The 16690-nt window shown below is 43.5% G+C and carries 17 protein-coding genes; all 17 read right to left on the bottom strand.

Features of this window, described 5'->3' with window-relative positions; genetic code table 11:
* Nucleotides 1–65 precede the first annotated feature (65 nt).
* Complete coding sequence (locus QZ995_RS08390) at nucleotides 66–548, bottom strand: hypothetical protein (RefSeq protein ID WP_301805441.1); 483 nt, start codon at nucleotides 546–548, stop codon at nucleotides 66–68.
* Between the two features lie 578 nt (nucleotides 549–1126).
* A complete protein-coding gene (locus tag QZ995_RS08385) occupies nucleotides 1127–1381 on the bottom strand; it encodes a hypothetical protein (RefSeq protein ID WP_301805438.1) in 255 nt (84 codons plus the stop codon).
* Between the two features lie 51 nt (nucleotides 1382–1432).
* Entirely contained in the window at nucleotides 1433–2077 is a 645-nt protein-coding gene (locus tag QZ995_RS08380; RefSeq protein ID WP_301805435.1) for a hypothetical protein, read from the bottom strand.
* Between the two features lie 2 nt (nucleotides 2078–2079).
* Complete coding sequence (locus QZ995_RS08375; RefSeq protein ID WP_301805433.1) at nucleotides 2080–3102, bottom strand: ParB N-terminal domain-containing protein; 1023 nt, start codon at nucleotides 3100–3102, stop codon at nucleotides 2080–2082.
* 265 nt (nucleotides 3103–3367) lie between these two features.
* On the bottom strand, nucleotides 3368–3826 hold the full coding sequence (locus QZ995_RS08370; protein WP_301805432.1) for a hypothetical protein: 459 nt from the start codon (nucleotides 3824–3826) through the stop codon (nucleotides 3368–3370).
* A 403-nt stretch (nucleotides 3827–4229) separates the two neighbouring features.
* Nucleotides 4230–4664, bottom strand: coding sequence for a hypothetical protein (locus QZ995_RS08365; protein WP_301805430.1), 435 nt, complete (start codon nucleotides 4662–4664; stop codon nucleotides 4230–4232).
* 358 nt (nucleotides 4665–5022) lie between these two features.
* Nucleotides 5023–5805 (bottom strand): sporulation transcription factor Spo0A, encoded by a 783-nt coding sequence (gene spo0A, locus QZ995_RS08360; RefSeq protein WP_003337874.1) that lies wholly within the window; start codon nucleotides 5803–5805, stop codon nucleotides 5023–5025.
* A 289-nt stretch (nucleotides 5806–6094) separates the two neighbouring features.
* Nucleotides 6095–7420 carry a SpoIVB peptidase gene (spoIVB, locus tag QZ995_RS08355; RefSeq protein ID WP_301805424.1) on the bottom strand — a complete coding sequence of 442 codons (1326 nt, stop codon included), beginning with the start codon at nucleotides 7418–7420 and terminating at the stop codon, nucleotides 6095–6097.
* 109 nt (nucleotides 7421–7529) lie between these two features.
* On the bottom strand, nucleotides 7530–9254 hold the full coding sequence (gene recN, locus QZ995_RS08350) for a DNA repair protein RecN (protein WP_301805422.1): 1725 nt from the start codon (nucleotides 9252–9254) through the stop codon (nucleotides 7530–7532).
* Between the two features lie 12 nt (nucleotides 9255–9266).
* The gene (gene ahrC, locus QZ995_RS08345; RefSeq protein ID WP_301805420.1) at nucleotides 9267–9716 is read right to left on the bottom strand and encodes a transcriptional regulator AhrC/ArgR; all 450 of its coding nucleotides are present in this window, start codon (nucleotides 9714–9716) and stop codon (nucleotides 9267–9269) included.
* Between the two features lie 4 nt (nucleotides 9717–9720).
* On the bottom strand, nucleotides 9721–10578 hold the full coding sequence (locus QZ995_RS08340) for an NAD(+)/NADH kinase (RefSeq protein ID WP_301805417.1): 858 nt from the start codon (nucleotides 10576–10578) through the stop codon (nucleotides 9721–9723).
* A 254-nt stretch (nucleotides 10579–10832) separates the two neighbouring features.
* A complete protein-coding gene (locus QZ995_RS08335; protein ID WP_301805416.1) occupies nucleotides 10833–11135 on the bottom strand; it encodes a hypothetical protein in 303 nt (100 codons plus the stop codon).
* Nucleotides 11136–11317: 182 nt separating this feature from the next.
* Nucleotides 11318–12145: a TlyA family RNA methyltransferase gene (locus QZ995_RS08330; RefSeq protein WP_301805414.1), complete on the bottom strand. Its 828-nt coding sequence runs from the start codon at nucleotides 12143–12145 to the stop codon at nucleotides 11318–11320.
* A gap of 8 nt (nucleotides 12146–12153) precedes the next feature.
* Nucleotides 12154–14040, bottom strand: a complete 1887-nt coding sequence (dxs, locus tag QZ995_RS08325; RefSeq protein ID WP_301805412.1) for a 1-deoxy-D-xylulose-5-phosphate synthase — start codon at nucleotides 14038–14040, stop codon at nucleotides 12154–12156.
* Nucleotides 14041–14190: 150 nt separating this feature from the next.
* Nucleotides 14191–15087 (bottom strand): polyprenyl synthetase family protein, encoded by an 897-nt coding sequence (locus tag QZ995_RS08320; RefSeq protein WP_301805409.1) that lies wholly within the window; start codon nucleotides 15085–15087, stop codon nucleotides 14191–14193.
* A 1-nt stretch (nucleotide 15088) separates the two neighbouring features.
* The gene (gene xseB, locus QZ995_RS08315; protein ID WP_301805407.1) at nucleotides 15089–15340 is read right to left on the bottom strand and encodes an exodeoxyribonuclease VII small subunit; all 252 of its coding nucleotides are present in this window, start codon (nucleotides 15338–15340) and stop codon (nucleotides 15089–15091) included.
* The gene (gene xseA / locus QZ995_RS08310) at nucleotides 15330–16685 is read right to left on the bottom strand and encodes an exodeoxyribonuclease VII large subunit (protein WP_301805403.1); all 1356 of its coding nucleotides are present in this window, start codon (nucleotides 16683–16685) and stop codon (nucleotides 15330–15332) included. Before xseA ends, xseB begins: the two co-directional genes overlap by 11 nt.
* Between the last annotated feature and the right edge of the window lie 5 nt (nucleotides 16686–16690).

The raw sequence follows: 16690 nt of genomic DNA, 5'->3' as shown, positions 1-16690 counted from the left end.
GATTACACGTTAGGCTTTCCGGAATTACACGTGCGGCAATTTGCGGTGGTTCATCGTCTGTTGGGTTACGATGCATCCGCAAGTACGTCGCGGTACCATCGGTAATCACCGTCATGTTCGGTCGACGCTGTTTTAACCTCTAGCCGAATTTCATCCGTAAGTAGAAACTTCCGGAAATAGTCTAGTTTTTTCAGTGTCCGATCGGTGAGCTTCCGGTAGCATTCGTCAAAATATTGATAGACGTTATTGCCGCGAACTACGGGTATGACATCTTTTCCGAGCCATCTACGGTTCAACGCGAAGTAGACGAACTCTAAGCCTTGGTAAACTGCGCGGGGGACGTTCTTCCTCGCGCCGTAATCGTAAACAACGCACGTATGTCCGAGGGCCAGCGACATGAGAAAGGTATAATCGAGGTCTTGCAGAAGGAAGTCCCACCGTTTCTGTTCGCAAGCTGTCGACTGAATACGGATAAAGGAATACTCGCCCGGAATGACCGGAATAGCCTCGATTCCATTCGTTAGATTGACGAAGTGCTTGCGCATCATATGACCTCCGTTTTCGTTTTATTTACGTGACTTTTACGCGGATACAATGGAAACTGTCACAAGTGCTGGTTGCGTATGTCTTGCCGCCATTTCGGGAGCAAATGCCGTCGCACTCTTCCGAAAGCATGTGACTATCCTGAAAGTACACGCAGAAGTCGCATATAGTCGTACAATCGTCATTGCAAGTTATCAAGAGGAAACGCCTCACTTTCGTTTTATTTACGTGACCACGCGTTTAGTAATCGTAACTTTGTGGCGGGAGATAACCGGCGCCACGTTCCGGCGAGTATGCGCATTTGGCTAGGCTCCTTTCAGAAGGGAATTCTGCACATTGTATAGAATATGAAACTGTGAGACTATTCTAGGGGGTTTAAACTTGATGTTTTTAAGAGATTGGGAAATTGTGGGAGTCCACGACGTTGCATTGTTCGCAAATGAGGACTCCGTCATCGCAGTACATAACAATGCAATTATTGGCCTCACCAAACTGACTAGTTGTAATAATCCGTCATTTGAAGCAATAGTCCCAAACTGTAAAATCGTTGTTTACACTGATAAGAAAAAAATCGAGATAGGCCTTACCACTCCTTGTGCGTAACCCCAGCGCATTTCTGAAAGAACACCTCTTTCTTAAGCGATTCTAAAACACGAACGGCGTCCTCAATTGTTGCGCCCTGTTCCGTGAACCACTCGAAAACAACATTACGTAAGGCTCGGTAATCGCACTCTGCAATTCCCTGAGGAACACCAGAAGTTTTCGCCATGTTTGATCCCTCCATTGCGGCCGTCAACTTCGCAGTCAAGTCAATGTACTCACGTGTAAATTTACTCATACCATCGTCTCCTTTTCTTTCTTGTCGCAGGCCAGTTCAGGTGGGAGGATTCTAAACCACCTGTAACTGATCTGGTATTTCTGCCTGAGTCTGAGATTTAACTTCGTTGACAATGCCATTATCGAATGTACCGGCCTGCTGCATAGCGATGTTCCACCACATGACGGAATATTCGTCGAGGCGTTTCCTGAAAATATCATGCAAGGTCGCGTTTCTTCTAATCTTTCTAAAGAATGCGTTATTTGACCGCTTATCGAGGTTAGATAAAATCATTCGAGATAAATGGTAAGCCTCTCCACTCTTCGAAATGGCCCCCGGTTGTGCTATGAGATATTTGAATGCGGAATTAAACTGTATCCCAAAAGCAATAGACGCGTTTTTATCAAAATCAGGAAAAATCTTATTGAAAAAATTCATAGTAGTTTTCTTGGCCGCTAGAGGTAGTTCTTCAATTGAATTGATAAACTTACCCGCCTCAACGACATCCTGCATCCACGTCACGATGCCTCTTTTATAGTTTTCGTTCTGAGCCGCTTCTGACCCAAACATTAATGCGCGTTCGATCTCACTACTTGCGTGTAGATAGGCTGTGTTCTTTTCTCTAGTCGCTTGTTCTGCTGTCTTGCTTGTCACCTCTTCAAAATTGATACCAAACATTTTCATTAGTAGATTTGTTGTTATTACTTGATTTTTCATAATTAAACCACCTCGATTAATTTATTGTTATCGGTTACGTCAATAACCGTAATCCGCGACTCACTTTCAATAGCAACTGTCATTTGCTCAGATAGCCTAGCAATGTTTTTGAGTTCGGCCGAAAGTCTCTCCACCAGTTGTCGCTCTGCTCCCATAATAACGTCCCCCGCGAACCTTTCATTTTCGAGAAATACTTTGAGGTAACCAGAAGCCGAAGTCACTGAACGGAAGATATCGTATAACGGGCTATCTTGTTGGTGCTTGACTGATCGTTCTAGCCGTTCCAGTTGTCGGATACGATCGTAGCTTTGCACGAGGGACGCTTCCATTTCGTCTCGCTCACGCTCTATTTCTGCAATACGTGTCTCAGCATCCCGAAGTCTTTTCTCGGTTTCATTCGGGGGTACCGCCGTCCGCGCGCCTTCTAACTCGGAGGTCAAACGTTGTACTTCGGCTTCCTTTTCGGCAAGTTTACGTTTAGTTTCCGTGTAGGCCCGGTGTATTGATATTTCGTCGTCATCGAGCTGCGCAATAATTTCGGGGTCTGCGTTGTCAGCGATGTACTTGGCCTTTTCGTATTGCTTTCCGGAGCCGAAGCCGGATACGTTTGCTACAATGTCTCGCGTCTCGCCTTTCTTACCCTCCGGTAAACTTTCCGTAGGGTCTATTTTCTTTCCGGCCTTTTCCCGTTGTTCCGACTTTACCCTTTCCACGCGTTCCAGCCTACGCGCCCAGTCAACTCGTTCACTGAATGTAAATTCCTTGCGGTTTTCATTCTCGCTGATTTCCATTCGTAGTTGATGCTCGTAGTCACGAACGGTCATGACGCGGACCTCAATTTGTTGCCAGCCGAGATGCTTGCAAGCTCGGAGGCGGCGTTCACCTGCAATGAGGACGCTATCAGGCGTGGTAACCGGTGGATTAATCAATCCATTGTCAGCGATATCTTGCGCGAGTTCTTCGATATTGCCGAAGTCTTTACGAATACGGTCGGAAACTTTAATACTTTCAATCGGTAATAACATAAAGTACATCCTCCTGTTCGGGGTTCGTTCGCCCCATTGTTCTACTTCTTAGATATACATCCCCGCGATAGTATATAATCACATACCTTTCTTCGCGTGATCCTTCTAATAGAGATAATACCTTCTACTTAATAGTTGACCGCGCGATAGAAGGAACGTAGTGACTGATTGATGCGCTATCTTTTATTCTTTAAAAACATTCTTTTTAATAATTCTTTTTCATCTACGCGTGAGTAGTATGTCTCTACGTTAGCGTAGTATGTTTCTACTGGTGTGTAGATACCTCCCTCCCTTTCTCCTTGCCGAGCAGTTTCTTTACCTCTGGCTTTGACGCCGCCATCTCCCGGAGCCTCTCGATGAATCCCGGCAACCTTCCCGCAAACTCAGCCTCAGTCAACGGATCGTGAACGGTGTAGTATATCTTGTCTGCTCCGTTAGGACTCGGACGTGTCTCGATGTCCACCAGTCCGATCGCGCTGAGTATCCCGTCCAACAACGGGAGCGTCGAGTAGCTCATCTGGAACTTTTCAACGATACCCTTGCGCCCTCGCCATGACTTGCCGTGGTTAAACGATGACTCGTCGTTATTTCGGAAACGTAAGAGGAAAAGGTAGTATAACGTTGCCTTGTCGCCAATGTACGGATGGTATACGTCCCATATGTCGTGGTAAACGAGACTAAAGCCGGATCGTAGCGTGCCCTCTCGGATGTATACGTTTGCCACTCGGATATTCACCTCCAACTGATGCCTACACTTGTTTATTCGTACGCGATGGTGAGTTCGCACACTTTTAGGAGAAAAATTTTTGTCCCTTTACTCTTAATAGGGCAATGAGGTAGTCGAAATTGGGACATAAACCTTAAATTTTTTTACTTTAACAATTGCCTATAATTACGAGACTACAAAAACTCAAAAATTTGGTACACGTTTAGTAAATTAATTTGACTCATCTAGCATTTATGACACCCTTTACTCTTAATAGGCCAATGAGGTAGCCGAAATTGGTACATAAACCTTTAAACAATTTTTTTTACTTTTGAACAAAAAAAAATAAAGCCCGTCTCTCGACAGGCTCCATCCTTTATGTATTTAAGAGTATTAGGTGAATACTACACCTAGAATTACATTATTTAAATTTTGCGCGGAGTTCTTGGAATACCTTTTTATTGGACGCTTCCGAGGACCCCCAACCAAACTTACCGTCCATAATAAGGAAAATCAGTTCAACCTCTTCACCTTTATTATTTTTACCGCGGACTAATACTGTCTTACCCTTTTTCCCGGCCTTCTCGTAATCTACCGATCCGATAACTGTTGTATCACTAAGTATGGCGCTGTCTCCAGATATAGCATTCGCGGCCAGTGAGAAAATCTGCTTCACGTCCGGATGAACATGTTCTTCGACAAACTTCTTCTTAACCTCTACGTCCTTATTATTCAGGAACTGCTCTACGTATTGGAGTGCGAGTTGCTCCTCTGCACTCAAAGACTTACTCGTTTGTTCCGAACTGCATCCGGCTAGTAAAAGAACAATTATTACTACATACGAAAATCGCTTCATTAAAACCCCTCCAGATTTTAACAGATTCAATATACGTTAATCTTACTAGATTGTTCAGTATAATCCAAATAAAAAAGCCAGCCCCGAAGGACTAGCGCAATGATACCGTGAGTTTATCCGCGAAGGTATTCTACTATTTTCTAACTTATCCTCCAGTTAAAGTTGATTCACAATAAATATTCAGGTACACTTTTGGTCAAGCGATCTTTCCGACTAACTACGTAAAAATACGGAGGTGAAAAGACCAACTTTATCGTAATGCCGATGAAAAATTTATTGGAATCTCGAGCGAGCCACAAGCAAAAATTGACCCAAACAAGACGCTTAGCTTAACGTGAAAACAGCGTGGGTATCGGCTTTAACTAATCTTCGCCTCAATCCGCAGCTTATCCGCCACCATCGCGATAAACTCGCTATTTGTGGGTTTTGCCTTAGTATTAGAAACCGTATAGCCAAACAAGCTAGAAATGGAATCCAGGTTACCTCTCGACCAAGCCACTTCAATCGCGTGACGGATTGCACGTTCCACACGGCTGGCTGTTGTATTAAACTTTTTAGCAATATCCGGATAAAGTACCTTTGTGATAGAACCCAATAGCTCAACATCGTTATAGACCATTGTAATTGCTTCTCGCAAATATAGATATCCTTTAATATGAGCAGGCACTCCGATCTCATGGATAATGCTGGTTATGTTGGCATCTAAATTACGTCCTTTATTTTGTATCATCGAAGAGGTTTTCATTACGGGGATAAAAGAGGTCTTGCTACCGATCATCTGACGAATTCGCTGTGCAAGAATGTCCATGTCAAAAGGCTTTAATATATAGTAAGATGCCCCAAGTTCTACCGCGCGCTTTGTAATCTCTTCTTGGCCAAATGCTGTCAGCATGATGATTTTAGGTTGAGGCGTTAGTCGCATCGCTTGAATTTGTTCTAATACAGCCAAGCCATCCAGATGAGGCATAATAATGTCCAAAATAATAATGTCTGGAACGCGTTCTTGGACGATCTTTAATACATCATTTCCGTTATAAGCAACCCCGCTTACGCTCATATCACTCTGAGTGTTAATATACTCTTCAAGAAGACCTACAAACTCACGATTGTCATCAGCTAATACCACGCTTATCTTACTCAAATTCGTTCCTCCTTACGCATTCGATCACAGAGCATGATCTAACACTTCTTTCCTGTGAAGAAGTACGTTTCTCTTGATTCCTTAAGGTAAATTATTCGACAGGTCATTTTTAACTCCTGCCCATGACGAAAGATTGAATGATATCTCTGATGATTCGACAAATAAGAGTAAAAGGACAGATGATCAGATATTTATAGGAGGGATATCGTGTAATTTGCTGTAGAACTTTTGCTAATTTCCGTATTTGGTTCTTCAGAAACAAGAATGTAAAAAGGTCTCAAGCAAGCTCTTAGCTCGCCTTGAGACCCATTGATTGTTGTTGTTTTATCGTCAAACCCGCATCCTGAAGCATCCATTCAATAAAGCAACCATAGCCGGAAGTAGGATCATTGACGAATACATGCGTAACTGCTCCAACCACTTTACCCTCTTGAATAATAGGGCTGCCGCTCATACCTTGTACAATTCCACCTGTTTTTTCTAATAATCGCTTGTCATTAACCTTAATGATCATCCCTTTAGTTGCAGGAAAATGCTGTTTTACAACGTTGACAATTTCAATCTCAAACTCTTCTACCTCTTGTCCATTCACGACTGTTAAAATTTTTGCTGGACCTTCTTTTACCTGCTCAGCTAATGCTACCGGCAATGGTTCATTTCGCTTTGCTCTTTTAGGTTTGTCATACATTTTTCCGAAAATGCCAAACGGGGTGTTTTTTGAAATGTTGCCTAACACTTCATTTTCATTGTAAAAGCGGGCGAATTTCTCACCTGGATTACCACTCTGCCCTTTCTCAATGGAAGTAACACTAGCCTGCACGATTTGTCCATCTCCCACAACGATAGGCTGTCCTGTATCTACATCTGAAATGACGTGACCAAGAGCTCCGTATGCCTTTGATTCTGGCTCATAAAAAGTTAACGTGCCCACACCTGCTGCGGAATCACGAATATAAAGTCCCATGCGATACTGATTATCTTTTTTGTCTTGTGCTGGTTTAAGTGTCAAAACGATCTTTTCTTTTCCACGTACAACCATGAGTTGAATAGATTGGTTCTTTGCACCAGCTTCATTCACAATCTTTTTGACTTCACTCATGTCATTAATGTACAGATCATTCATTTTGACAATCATATCTCCAACATGAATGCCAGATTTTTCACCAGGTGAAACCTTTTCTTTACCTGTATCAACCAAATGATGGCCAACTACAAGAACGCCAGCAGTCTGTAGCTTAACACCTATTGATTGTCCGCCAGGTATGACTTTCAGATCGGGGAGCACATTAACCTTAACTTCTTTAATGGGAAGCTTGCCAACTCGCCATTGCAGACGAGCCTGCCCTACTTTTTTGGGTGCTACTTGCAATGGTTGGCTAAAATCGACGTGTACTTCACGGGCTTCTTTTCCGTTTACTTGCAAAATTTCGGGGTTACTGTTTACTAACGTTCCCATTACAGGTACGGAAAGCTTTAATTGGCTAAGGGAACCTTCAAATAACCGTAGTTCTTTGGGTAAAGAGGTTACATCATGAAAGGGGGTTGAAGTAACAATAAACGCAGTCAAGAGTAAGAGCAGAGATCCAATCCATTTTCTTTTGTGATTTCGTATCACCCAGCAATCACTCCTAGCTTCCCTACCTACACCTACAGCTACACCTCACTTACTAATATTTAATGTTACCTGCACGCCACCTGTTTATAACACCAAAAAGCTGTCAATTTCAATTGACAGCTTTCCGTTCTTCTCCAAGGAGAATCATTTCCTTAGCATGCTCTTTTGTTTTCTCTGTAACTTCAGCTCCGCCAAGCATACGAGCAAGCTCGTTTACGCGCTCTTCAGCAGACATGAGGACAACCGTTGTGCTGGTCTCCTGCTCATCCATCTGCTTTTGAATATAAAAATGGGCATCTGCCATAGAAGCTACTTGTGGTAAATGCGTAATACATAGCACTTGGCGATGTCTCGCTACTCGTGCCAATTTTTCCGCAATAGCTTGAGCAGCTCGACCGCTGACACCAGTATCTACTTCATCGAAGATCAGAGTGCCCACCTGCTCGGTAGTGGCTAGTATGCTTTTAATCGCGAGCATGACACGGGATAATTCCCCTCCAGAGGCAATCTTGGTTAAGGGGCGTAGTGGTTCACCTGGGTTCGGGGCAATCAGAAATTCTATCTCATCAATCCCGCGAGAACTCACCCTAACTCGATTGCCCTCAACCTCAATGCCTCGCTCGTCGGGAATATGCCTAATCTCAATTGCAAAACGTGCTCGTTCCATATGCAATTCTTTTAGCTCATGCTCAATCAGGTTAGCAAGCTCTATTGCTAACTCACGGCGAATCGTACTTAATTCCAGTGCCTCAACAGCTACATCAGCTTCGGCTTCACGGAGTGTTTTCTCCATTTGTTGCAAACGATCATCATAATGCTGGATTTCATCTAGTTCATCCTGTATACCTGCTGCATATTCCAGAATCTCGTCTACGGACTTACCATACTTGCGTTTTAATCCAGATAACTGGTCTAACCTGCTTTCTACTTCAGCTAGGATAGCAGGATCAAAATCCAGCCGATCCTTTATATGACGCAATTGTTGAACGGTATCTTCTACCTGATAATATGCACTTTGAATCGTTTCTACGATCGGAACTAGCTGTTCATCATATTGTTGTACCCGCTCCAATTCCCCCATAGCGTGCCCAAGCCAATCTTGTCCCCTCTGATCTCCATAAAGGGACATATAAGCATCCTGTACACCAGCAAATATTTTTTCAATATTAGCCCACTTCTTACGTTGCTGCATGAGCTTCTCATCTTCACCAGGGATTAATTTTGCCGCTTCAATTTCATTTAACTGATAGCTTAACAGGTCAATACGCTGCATTAATTCGCGCTCATTCTTAGCCATTCGTGATAAATCCTGCACGGCTTTGCGATATTTTTGATATAAATGACTAAATTCTTGTTTTGTTCCAGCCAAGCGAGACTCCCCATAAGCATCGAGCCAGCGAATATGCTTATCTGATTGCATAAGCGCCTGATGATCATGCTGACCGTGTACGTTTACCAACCACGGGCCTAATTCTCGTAACATTGCTAAAGTAATTAGCTGGCCATTAACGCGAATGATGCTTTTACCCGTAGAAGAAATATCCCGACGTACAACCAAGATACCATCAGGGTCAACCTGAATGCCGAAGTTCTCACAGACGACGTAAGCAGGATGCCCTGGCTTACATTCGAACAGACCTTCTATCTCTGCCCGTTTTTCTCCGTAACGAATAAGCTCTGCTGAACTGCGATCACCGAGCAATTGCCCTAGCGCATCGATAATAATGGATTTACCTGCCCCTGTCTCCCCTGTCAGGATATTAAGCCCTGGCCCAAAAGAGATAGTGGTGTGTTTGATAATCGCAAAATTGCGTATGGTTAGTTCGTGGATCATGCATACCCTTCCTTATAGCATGTCTAAGAAGCGTTGGGACACTTCTTTTGCATTCTCTTTGGTTCGACAAATGATTAAAATCGTATCATCACCGCAAACACAACCCATTATCTCATTCCAATGTAAATTGTCAATCAGAACAGCAACGGAATTGGCATTTCCTGGCATTGTTTTTAGTACGATCAGGTTTTCGGAAAAATCAATGCTCACAAATGAATCCAAAAGCACGCGCTTCATTTTTTGCAATGGATTAAACTTTTGGTCCGTTGGTACAGAATATTTGTAACGGCCGTCACTCATTGGAATTTTTATCAAATGCAGTTCTTTAATATCACGTGAAACAGTTGCCTGTGTTACACTGTACCCGTTTGAGCGCAGGTAATCTACGAGCTCATCCTGTGTTTCTATATCATTATTCATGATGATCTCTTTGATTTTGATGTGTCGTTGGCCTTTATTCATACATTTACTCCCATTCACCTTGTAATTTAGTTCGAATTAATTCATAAAAATTGCCCTGTCTCCATTTGATCAGCGGTGTAACATGCTTGGATTGCTCAACAAAGATCTCATCTCCGCCCTCTAAACGTGAACCAAACTGACCGTCGATCGAAAGTCCAATCTCATCATGCACAGCATCTACCTCAATTCGAAGGCGCTGATCTGATGCTAGCACGATAGGTCTCGCCGTCAGGGAATGAGAGGCGATTGGTGTAAGCAATAGCATGGCAACATTTGGAGCTACAATGGGACCACCCGCTGCTAACGAATAGGCCGTAGAGCCGGTCGGGCTGGAGACGATAATCCCGTCCCCGCTAAAAGTTCCTACATAAAATCCATTTGAATAAACGGAACACTTAATGATCCTGCAAAATGATCCCTTGGTAATCCCAATATCATTCATAGCTGTATAAGTGGCAAGCCGTTCACCTTGTCGGTACAACTCAGTGGTAAGCATACTTCGTTCTTCTGTATAGTATTGCCCGGTTAATAGCTTCTCTACGGCGTCGGTTAGATTATCTGGCTCTGCCTCTGACAAAAAGCCTAATGTACCAAGATTAATGCCGAGTACTGGTAAATTATGACCAGCTAGCTGCCGAGCGATACCGAGTAACGTGCCATCTCCTCCAAGCACGCAAAGAATCTCCACATATTTTGAAAAATCATAGAGGGGTACAGCCACATCTTCGCGACCAATTACACCTGCTAAATCTTGTTCCAAATAAACTTTTGCCCCGCGCGCTTCCAACAAGTACAATAACTCACGGGCGACCACGCGGGCTTTAGGCTTACCCTTGTTTGCGATAATTCCAATGGACTTCACAGTGTCACCCCAGTATCTTTGATCATCTGCTTCTAGCAGGGATATTACGCGAATCTGATCCCAATGAATTCTTGCTGATCATCTCAGATGAGGGTTACTCGTTTGATTGATTTGAAACGAAGGATTCGCTCTAACATTTGTTCATCTTTATACAATTATACATATTTTTTTGCATAATGGATAGAGGGAGTAATGCTTCCTTTTCATATCCAACAAGCTAAAAACCGCATAAAACCTGCTTTTTATTATGCAGATTATAATCTTTCCACATATTCCTTTGCTTCTTTAAGAGACAGCCCCAGTTCTAGTCTTGCTTCTTTGATTGCTTCTATTTGTTTGCCTTCAGAAAGTAATCTCATTAGCTTCGCATTTATCGGATGATTCAAAACGGCATTGTTATTTGGTTTTATATGCTCAGAACAATCTGTGGCTCCAACCTGACAAGCAATTTGCTGTAGAATGACATTCATTCTTTTTAATTGATTTTGTAGCTTATTAATCTTTTCAACTAGCAGTAATACAATGCAAACTAAGACCATAATTATCGCAAGTTCCATAATCTTCTCTCCTATTTTCCTTTTTAGGGACAACACTTAGCTTTTTTATAAACAATGTAACATGGACAAATCAAATTTTCCTGTAAGAATCGTCTGTCAAAATGATTGTAACGGCTCGAGATAAAGAAAAACCTCAAATCCATTAGAAATGATTTGAGGTTTCGTCATTCATTTGCTTAAATCTAACTCAATTGCTTATGTGCCTCGGCGACAACTTCCTCAATACGTGAAAGCCACCACGGCTCATCCTGTTCTACTACACGCTCATCAGCCCGCGGTTTATAAAGATGGAGAAGAAACTCAATATTTCCCTCTCCTCCCGTGATTGGCGAATAACTGACACCATTTACTTGAAAGCCCAATGTAGTAGCAAATCCAGCGATCTCTTCTATGACTTGACGATGCACACTGGCATCCCGGACGATTCCGTTTTTGCCCACTTTTTCTTTACCTGCTTCAAATTGCGGTTTTACCAATGCTAGTACATTGCCGCCCTCTTGTAAAAACGTGTAAAGCACTGGCAAAATCAGCCTTAAAGAAATAAATGATACATCAATCGAAGCCATGTTTGGCATCTCGTGTTCAAAAGCAGCCGGGTCCATATGGCGGAAGTTCGTGCGTTCCATGACAACAACTCGTTCATCCTGACGTAATTTCCACGCTAATTGATTGTAGCCTACATCAATGGCATACACCTTTCTTGCTCCATTTTGCAGAGCACAGTCCGTAAAGCCTCCCGTGGATGAACCAATATCCATCATAATCCGATCGGTTAAGTCAATTTGAAACTCTTTAATAGCCTTTTCCAGCTTAAGCCCACCGCGGCTTACATAAGGATGAAGGTCACCTTTTACTTGAATAGCAACATCCTCTGGAAATTTTGTACCTGGTTTATCGCATCTTTCACCCGCAACAATAACAAGCCCTGCCATAACGGCTCGTTTTGCTTTTTCACGGGTCTCATACAGCCCCCGATCTGCAAGTAAGACATCTAATCGTTCTTTTTTCATAGTCGTTATTAAGCCCTCTGTTTATTTACTGGTAGCAAGGAGCGTACACGTGCAGCGATCGCTTCGGCTGTTAAACTGATTTCCTGCCGTTGCTCCTTAACACTGCCGTGCTCAACAAAATAATCGGGAACCCCCATCGGTTCCACTACCATATTATGATAGCCTTGCTCAGCATAAAATTCCATGACTGCACTGCCAAAGCCACCTTGCACACAGCCCTCTTCCACCGTAACAATATCCATATTTTCCTTGGCAAGACGCAGGAGCAATTCTTCGTCTAAAGGTTTACAAAAACGTGCATTGACAAACATCGGCATGATGCCATCCATTTGCAACAGATTAATGGCTTTTTCCGCGACGTCATAAATATGCCCAAATGAAAGAACAGCCACGCCTTTCCCCTCTCTAACTACTTCCATCTTACCGATTGGAAGGGTCTTGAGCTCTTCATCCATTTTGACACCTAGACCGTTTCCGCGCGGATAGCGGAAAGAAATAGGGCCGTCATACTCTGCCGCTGTTTTCATCATATGCTGCATTTCATTCTCATCTTTTGGAGCCATAATGACCATATTGGGAATAGCACGCATAAAAGCAATATCATAAACACCTTGGTGCGTCTCTCCATCAGCTCCTACCAAACCAGCACGGTCTACCGCAAAAACAACAGGCAGCTTCATTCGAGCAACATCATGGATTAACTGGTCATAGGCACGTTGCAAAAAGGTGGAATAAATCGCCAGGAACGGCTTCATTCCTTGTGTCGCCAGCCCGGCCGCGAATGTACAAGCATGCTGTTCAGCAATCCCCACATCAAACATTCGCTCTGGATATACCGATGCATACTTTAAGAGACCTGAACCATCTGGCATAGCCGGTGTAATTGCTGCAATACGATCGTCTTGCTGTGTTAGCTTAATCAACGTATCAGCAAATACACTCTTGTAGGCAGGCGCAGCAGCAACTGCTTTAATCATTTCACCAGATTCAATCTTATAGGTATCTGTTCCGTGCCATTTCATTGCATTTTGTTCCGCCGGCAGATACCCTTTTCCTTTTTTGGTAATCACATGCAACAAGACCGGTCCACGTGTATTCGCGGCTGTACGCAGTGAATCAATCACCAGCTCTAGGTTATGTCCATCAATAGGACCAATGTACGTAAAGCCCAGCTCTTCGAATAAAATGCCGGATACAAGCATGTATTTCATGCTATCCTTGACCTTTTCAGCCAGTTGAGCCAATTTGCCCCCTACAGCGGGAATCGCCTTAAGCAGGCTCTCCACCTCATCCTTAGCTCTATTATAAATATGATCTGTACGTAATTTGCCCAGATAGTTATGCATAGCACCTACATTTGGTGCGATGGACATTTCATTATCATTTAAGACCACGATTACATTCTTCTTTTCATGACCAATGTGATTTAAGGCTTCAAAAGCCATACCGCCCGTCAATGCACCGTCTCCAATGACACCTATCACATGGAAATTTTCCTTCTTCAAATCGCGGGCGCTCGCCATGCCCATGGCACCTGACAACGAAGTGCTGCTATGCCCTGTTTCCCAAACATCATGAGCACTCTCCGCCATTTTTGGAAAACCGCACAATCCCTTATATTGACGCAGTGTCGGAAAGTCATCTTTTCGTCCTGTTAAAATTTTGTGTACATAGGCTTGATGACCAACATCCCATAAAATTTTATCCTTTGGACTGTTAAAGCAATAGTGTAGTGCGATCGTTAGCTCCACAACTCCTAGGTTAGGAGCTAAATGCCCCCCTGTTTTAGAGAGGTTTTCTATCAGGAACCGACGAATTTCTTCGGACAACTGCTGTAATTGGGAGATTGTCAAATGCTTGAGATCATCTGGGCTCTTCATGTTTTCAAGCAACACTGTAACCCCTCGCTTTCACTAAGTCGCAAACGTTCCATACTAATCATACATAATGCTTCACAAAAATTACACGTACACGCATTATATCCTTTTCTTATGTAAAAAACCATAAGAGAGTAATGATATCTCTCTTTAGGCAAATCTTCATCGCTAGCTAACACGCTCCATCACATACTCCGCTAGAGCAAAGAGAGCAGGATGATTGATCTTAACTGCTACAAGCTCTGCTTGAGCCTCCTTGACAAGCAAAGCTAGACGTCGTTTGGATTCAGCAAGTCCAAGTAAAGCAGGATATGTTGCTTTCTCTTTACTCGCATCACTTCCTACAGCTTTACCAAGCAATGCCGCATCTCCCTCAACGTTTAAAATGTCATCTTTAATCTGGAAGGCTAGTCCGATCTTTACAGCATAATTAGTCAGGGCCTGCAATTGCTTTGGTGTTGCTTCCGCCAGATATCCTCCGCCCCGCAATGCCGCAACCAGCAGATCGCCTGTTTTATGTAAGTGGATATACTCTAATTGCTCAAGGGAAAGCTGTTTGCCCTCTCCCATAATATCCGCCATTTGGCCACCTACCATCCCTCGTTCACCGGCACGCTGGCCAAGCTCAGCTATCAATTGAACAGTTGTTTCAGCTTTAACCTCGGGATGATGTAAATAAGAGCCAGCCACTAGGCCAAACGCTCTTGTCAGTAGGGCATCTCCTGCTAGAATAGCAGTGGCTTCCCCAAATACCTTATGATTAGTCGGTTTACCCCTGCGTAAATCATCATCATCCATGGCAGGGAGATCATCATGAATCAAGGAGTAAGTATGAATCATTTCTAAGGCTATCGCATAAGGAAGGCCACGTTCAACTGGTTGTTGAAACGCTTCTAGCACCGCTAGAACAAGAATGGGACGTAACCGCTTCCCACCAGCCATTAATGAGTAATGCATAGATTCGTACAGTTTGGCAGGAACGCCTTCTGCAGACAGTGCTTCTGGTAATTCAGTTTCCAGTAATGCAATTTTTTCATTTAAATAATCCTTCAGACTGAAACTCATGCTAGTCCTCCTCCACATGGAACGGACGCTCGGATATGCTGCCGTCTTGGTCTAGAAGCTGAATTACCTTGGCTTCAATTGAGTCTAACTTTGTTGCACATTGACGAGATAATTGGATTCCTTCCTGGTACAACTCAATCGCTCTCTCTAAAGGAACATCGCCTTCTTCTAGCTGACGCACCACTTCTTCCAGCCGTTGCATTGCTTCTTCAAATAAAAGCTCTGTTTCCTGAGCTGCTTTTTTACGAGCCATGGTTCTCTTCCTTTCGCTCTATATCTGTTACCGTTGTCATGATCTTCCCATCTTGATATCGTATCATGAGCTGATCGCCCACTTCAATTCCTTCAACAGATTTGATTAATGCATCTCCTTTATAAGATAGACTAAAGCCACGTTGCATAACCCTTAACGGACTCAAGGCATCCAAATGCTGAACCAAAGACAGCCAGGCTTGCCTTGATCGTTCCGTTTTTTGCTTCATAGATTGTGTTAATTGGCTCTCCATTCGATTGATTTGGCCACGCCTTTCTGCCACCTGTCGCTCCAATCGAATTTGTTTTAGCCGTTTTCTCACATGGCGGATTTGCTCATGTTTACGGGCTACCTTCATTTTCACCATAGCACTAAGGCGCAATGTTACTTCGTCAATTCGCTGTCGTCGCTCTTCTACTCGGCGCAACGGATTTTTTAGCCCATACGATTGCTGCAAGCGTTGTAAATGGGTGCGCTTCTCTTGAAGCTGAGTTTGGAGTGCACGAGCCAGTCGATGATCTAGCTGTTTAATTCTCTCCAGCCACTCCAAATAATGAGGGACGGCTAACTCGGCGGCCGCAGTCGGAGTAGCCGCTCGAATATCAGCAACAAAATCTGCAATCGTATAATCTGTCTCATGGCCAACTGCTGAGATTACAGGTGCCTGAGAAGCTACGATAGCTCTGGCAACGGCCTCGTCATTAAATGCCCAAAGCTCTTCAATTGAGCCCCCTCCCCGACCCACGATCATAACATCCACTTGATACTGATTGATGTGTCGAATGGCACGGATGATTGAAGCAGGAGCCTCGACACCTTGTACAATCGCTGGAGCAAGCATAATTTCTGCTTGAGGGTACCTGCGCTTAATTGTGGTAATAATATCTCGAATTGCTGCTCCCGTTGGTGAAGTTACTACCCCAATCGTTTTCGGAAACCTCGGTAAAGCCCGCTTTCTTTCAGCAGCAAACAGACCTTCCTGCTGCAGTTTTTCTTTTAATTGTTCAAAAGCAAGGAACAAAGCCCCTATCCCATCTGGTTGTAATTCTCTTGCATACAATTGATATGCGCCGTCCCTTTCAAATACAGAAATGGAACCACGCACAATCGCTTTGGTTCCATTCTTCGGTATAAATGTAAGGAAACGGTTATAGCTAGCAAACATCACGATTTTAAGCCGTGAATCCTTGTCTTTTAACGTGAAGTACATATGACCGCTGTGATGATGCGTAAAGTTGGAGATCTCTCCGCGAACCCAAACATCAGCTAGTCTAAGATCTCCCTCCATCATACGCTTCACATAGCGGTTTAACTCCGCGACAGACATGACCTCTGCTGGCTTCATACGAT

Origin of the sequence: Brevibacillus laterosporus (assembly GCF_030489605.1) — a bacterium.
In the GTDB taxonomy this organism is placed as follows: domain Bacteria; phylum Bacillota; class Bacilli; order Brevibacillales; family Brevibacillaceae; genus Brevibacillus_B; species Brevibacillus_B laterosporus_E.
This window is presented reverse-complemented; position numbering and strand designations above follow the sequence as displayed.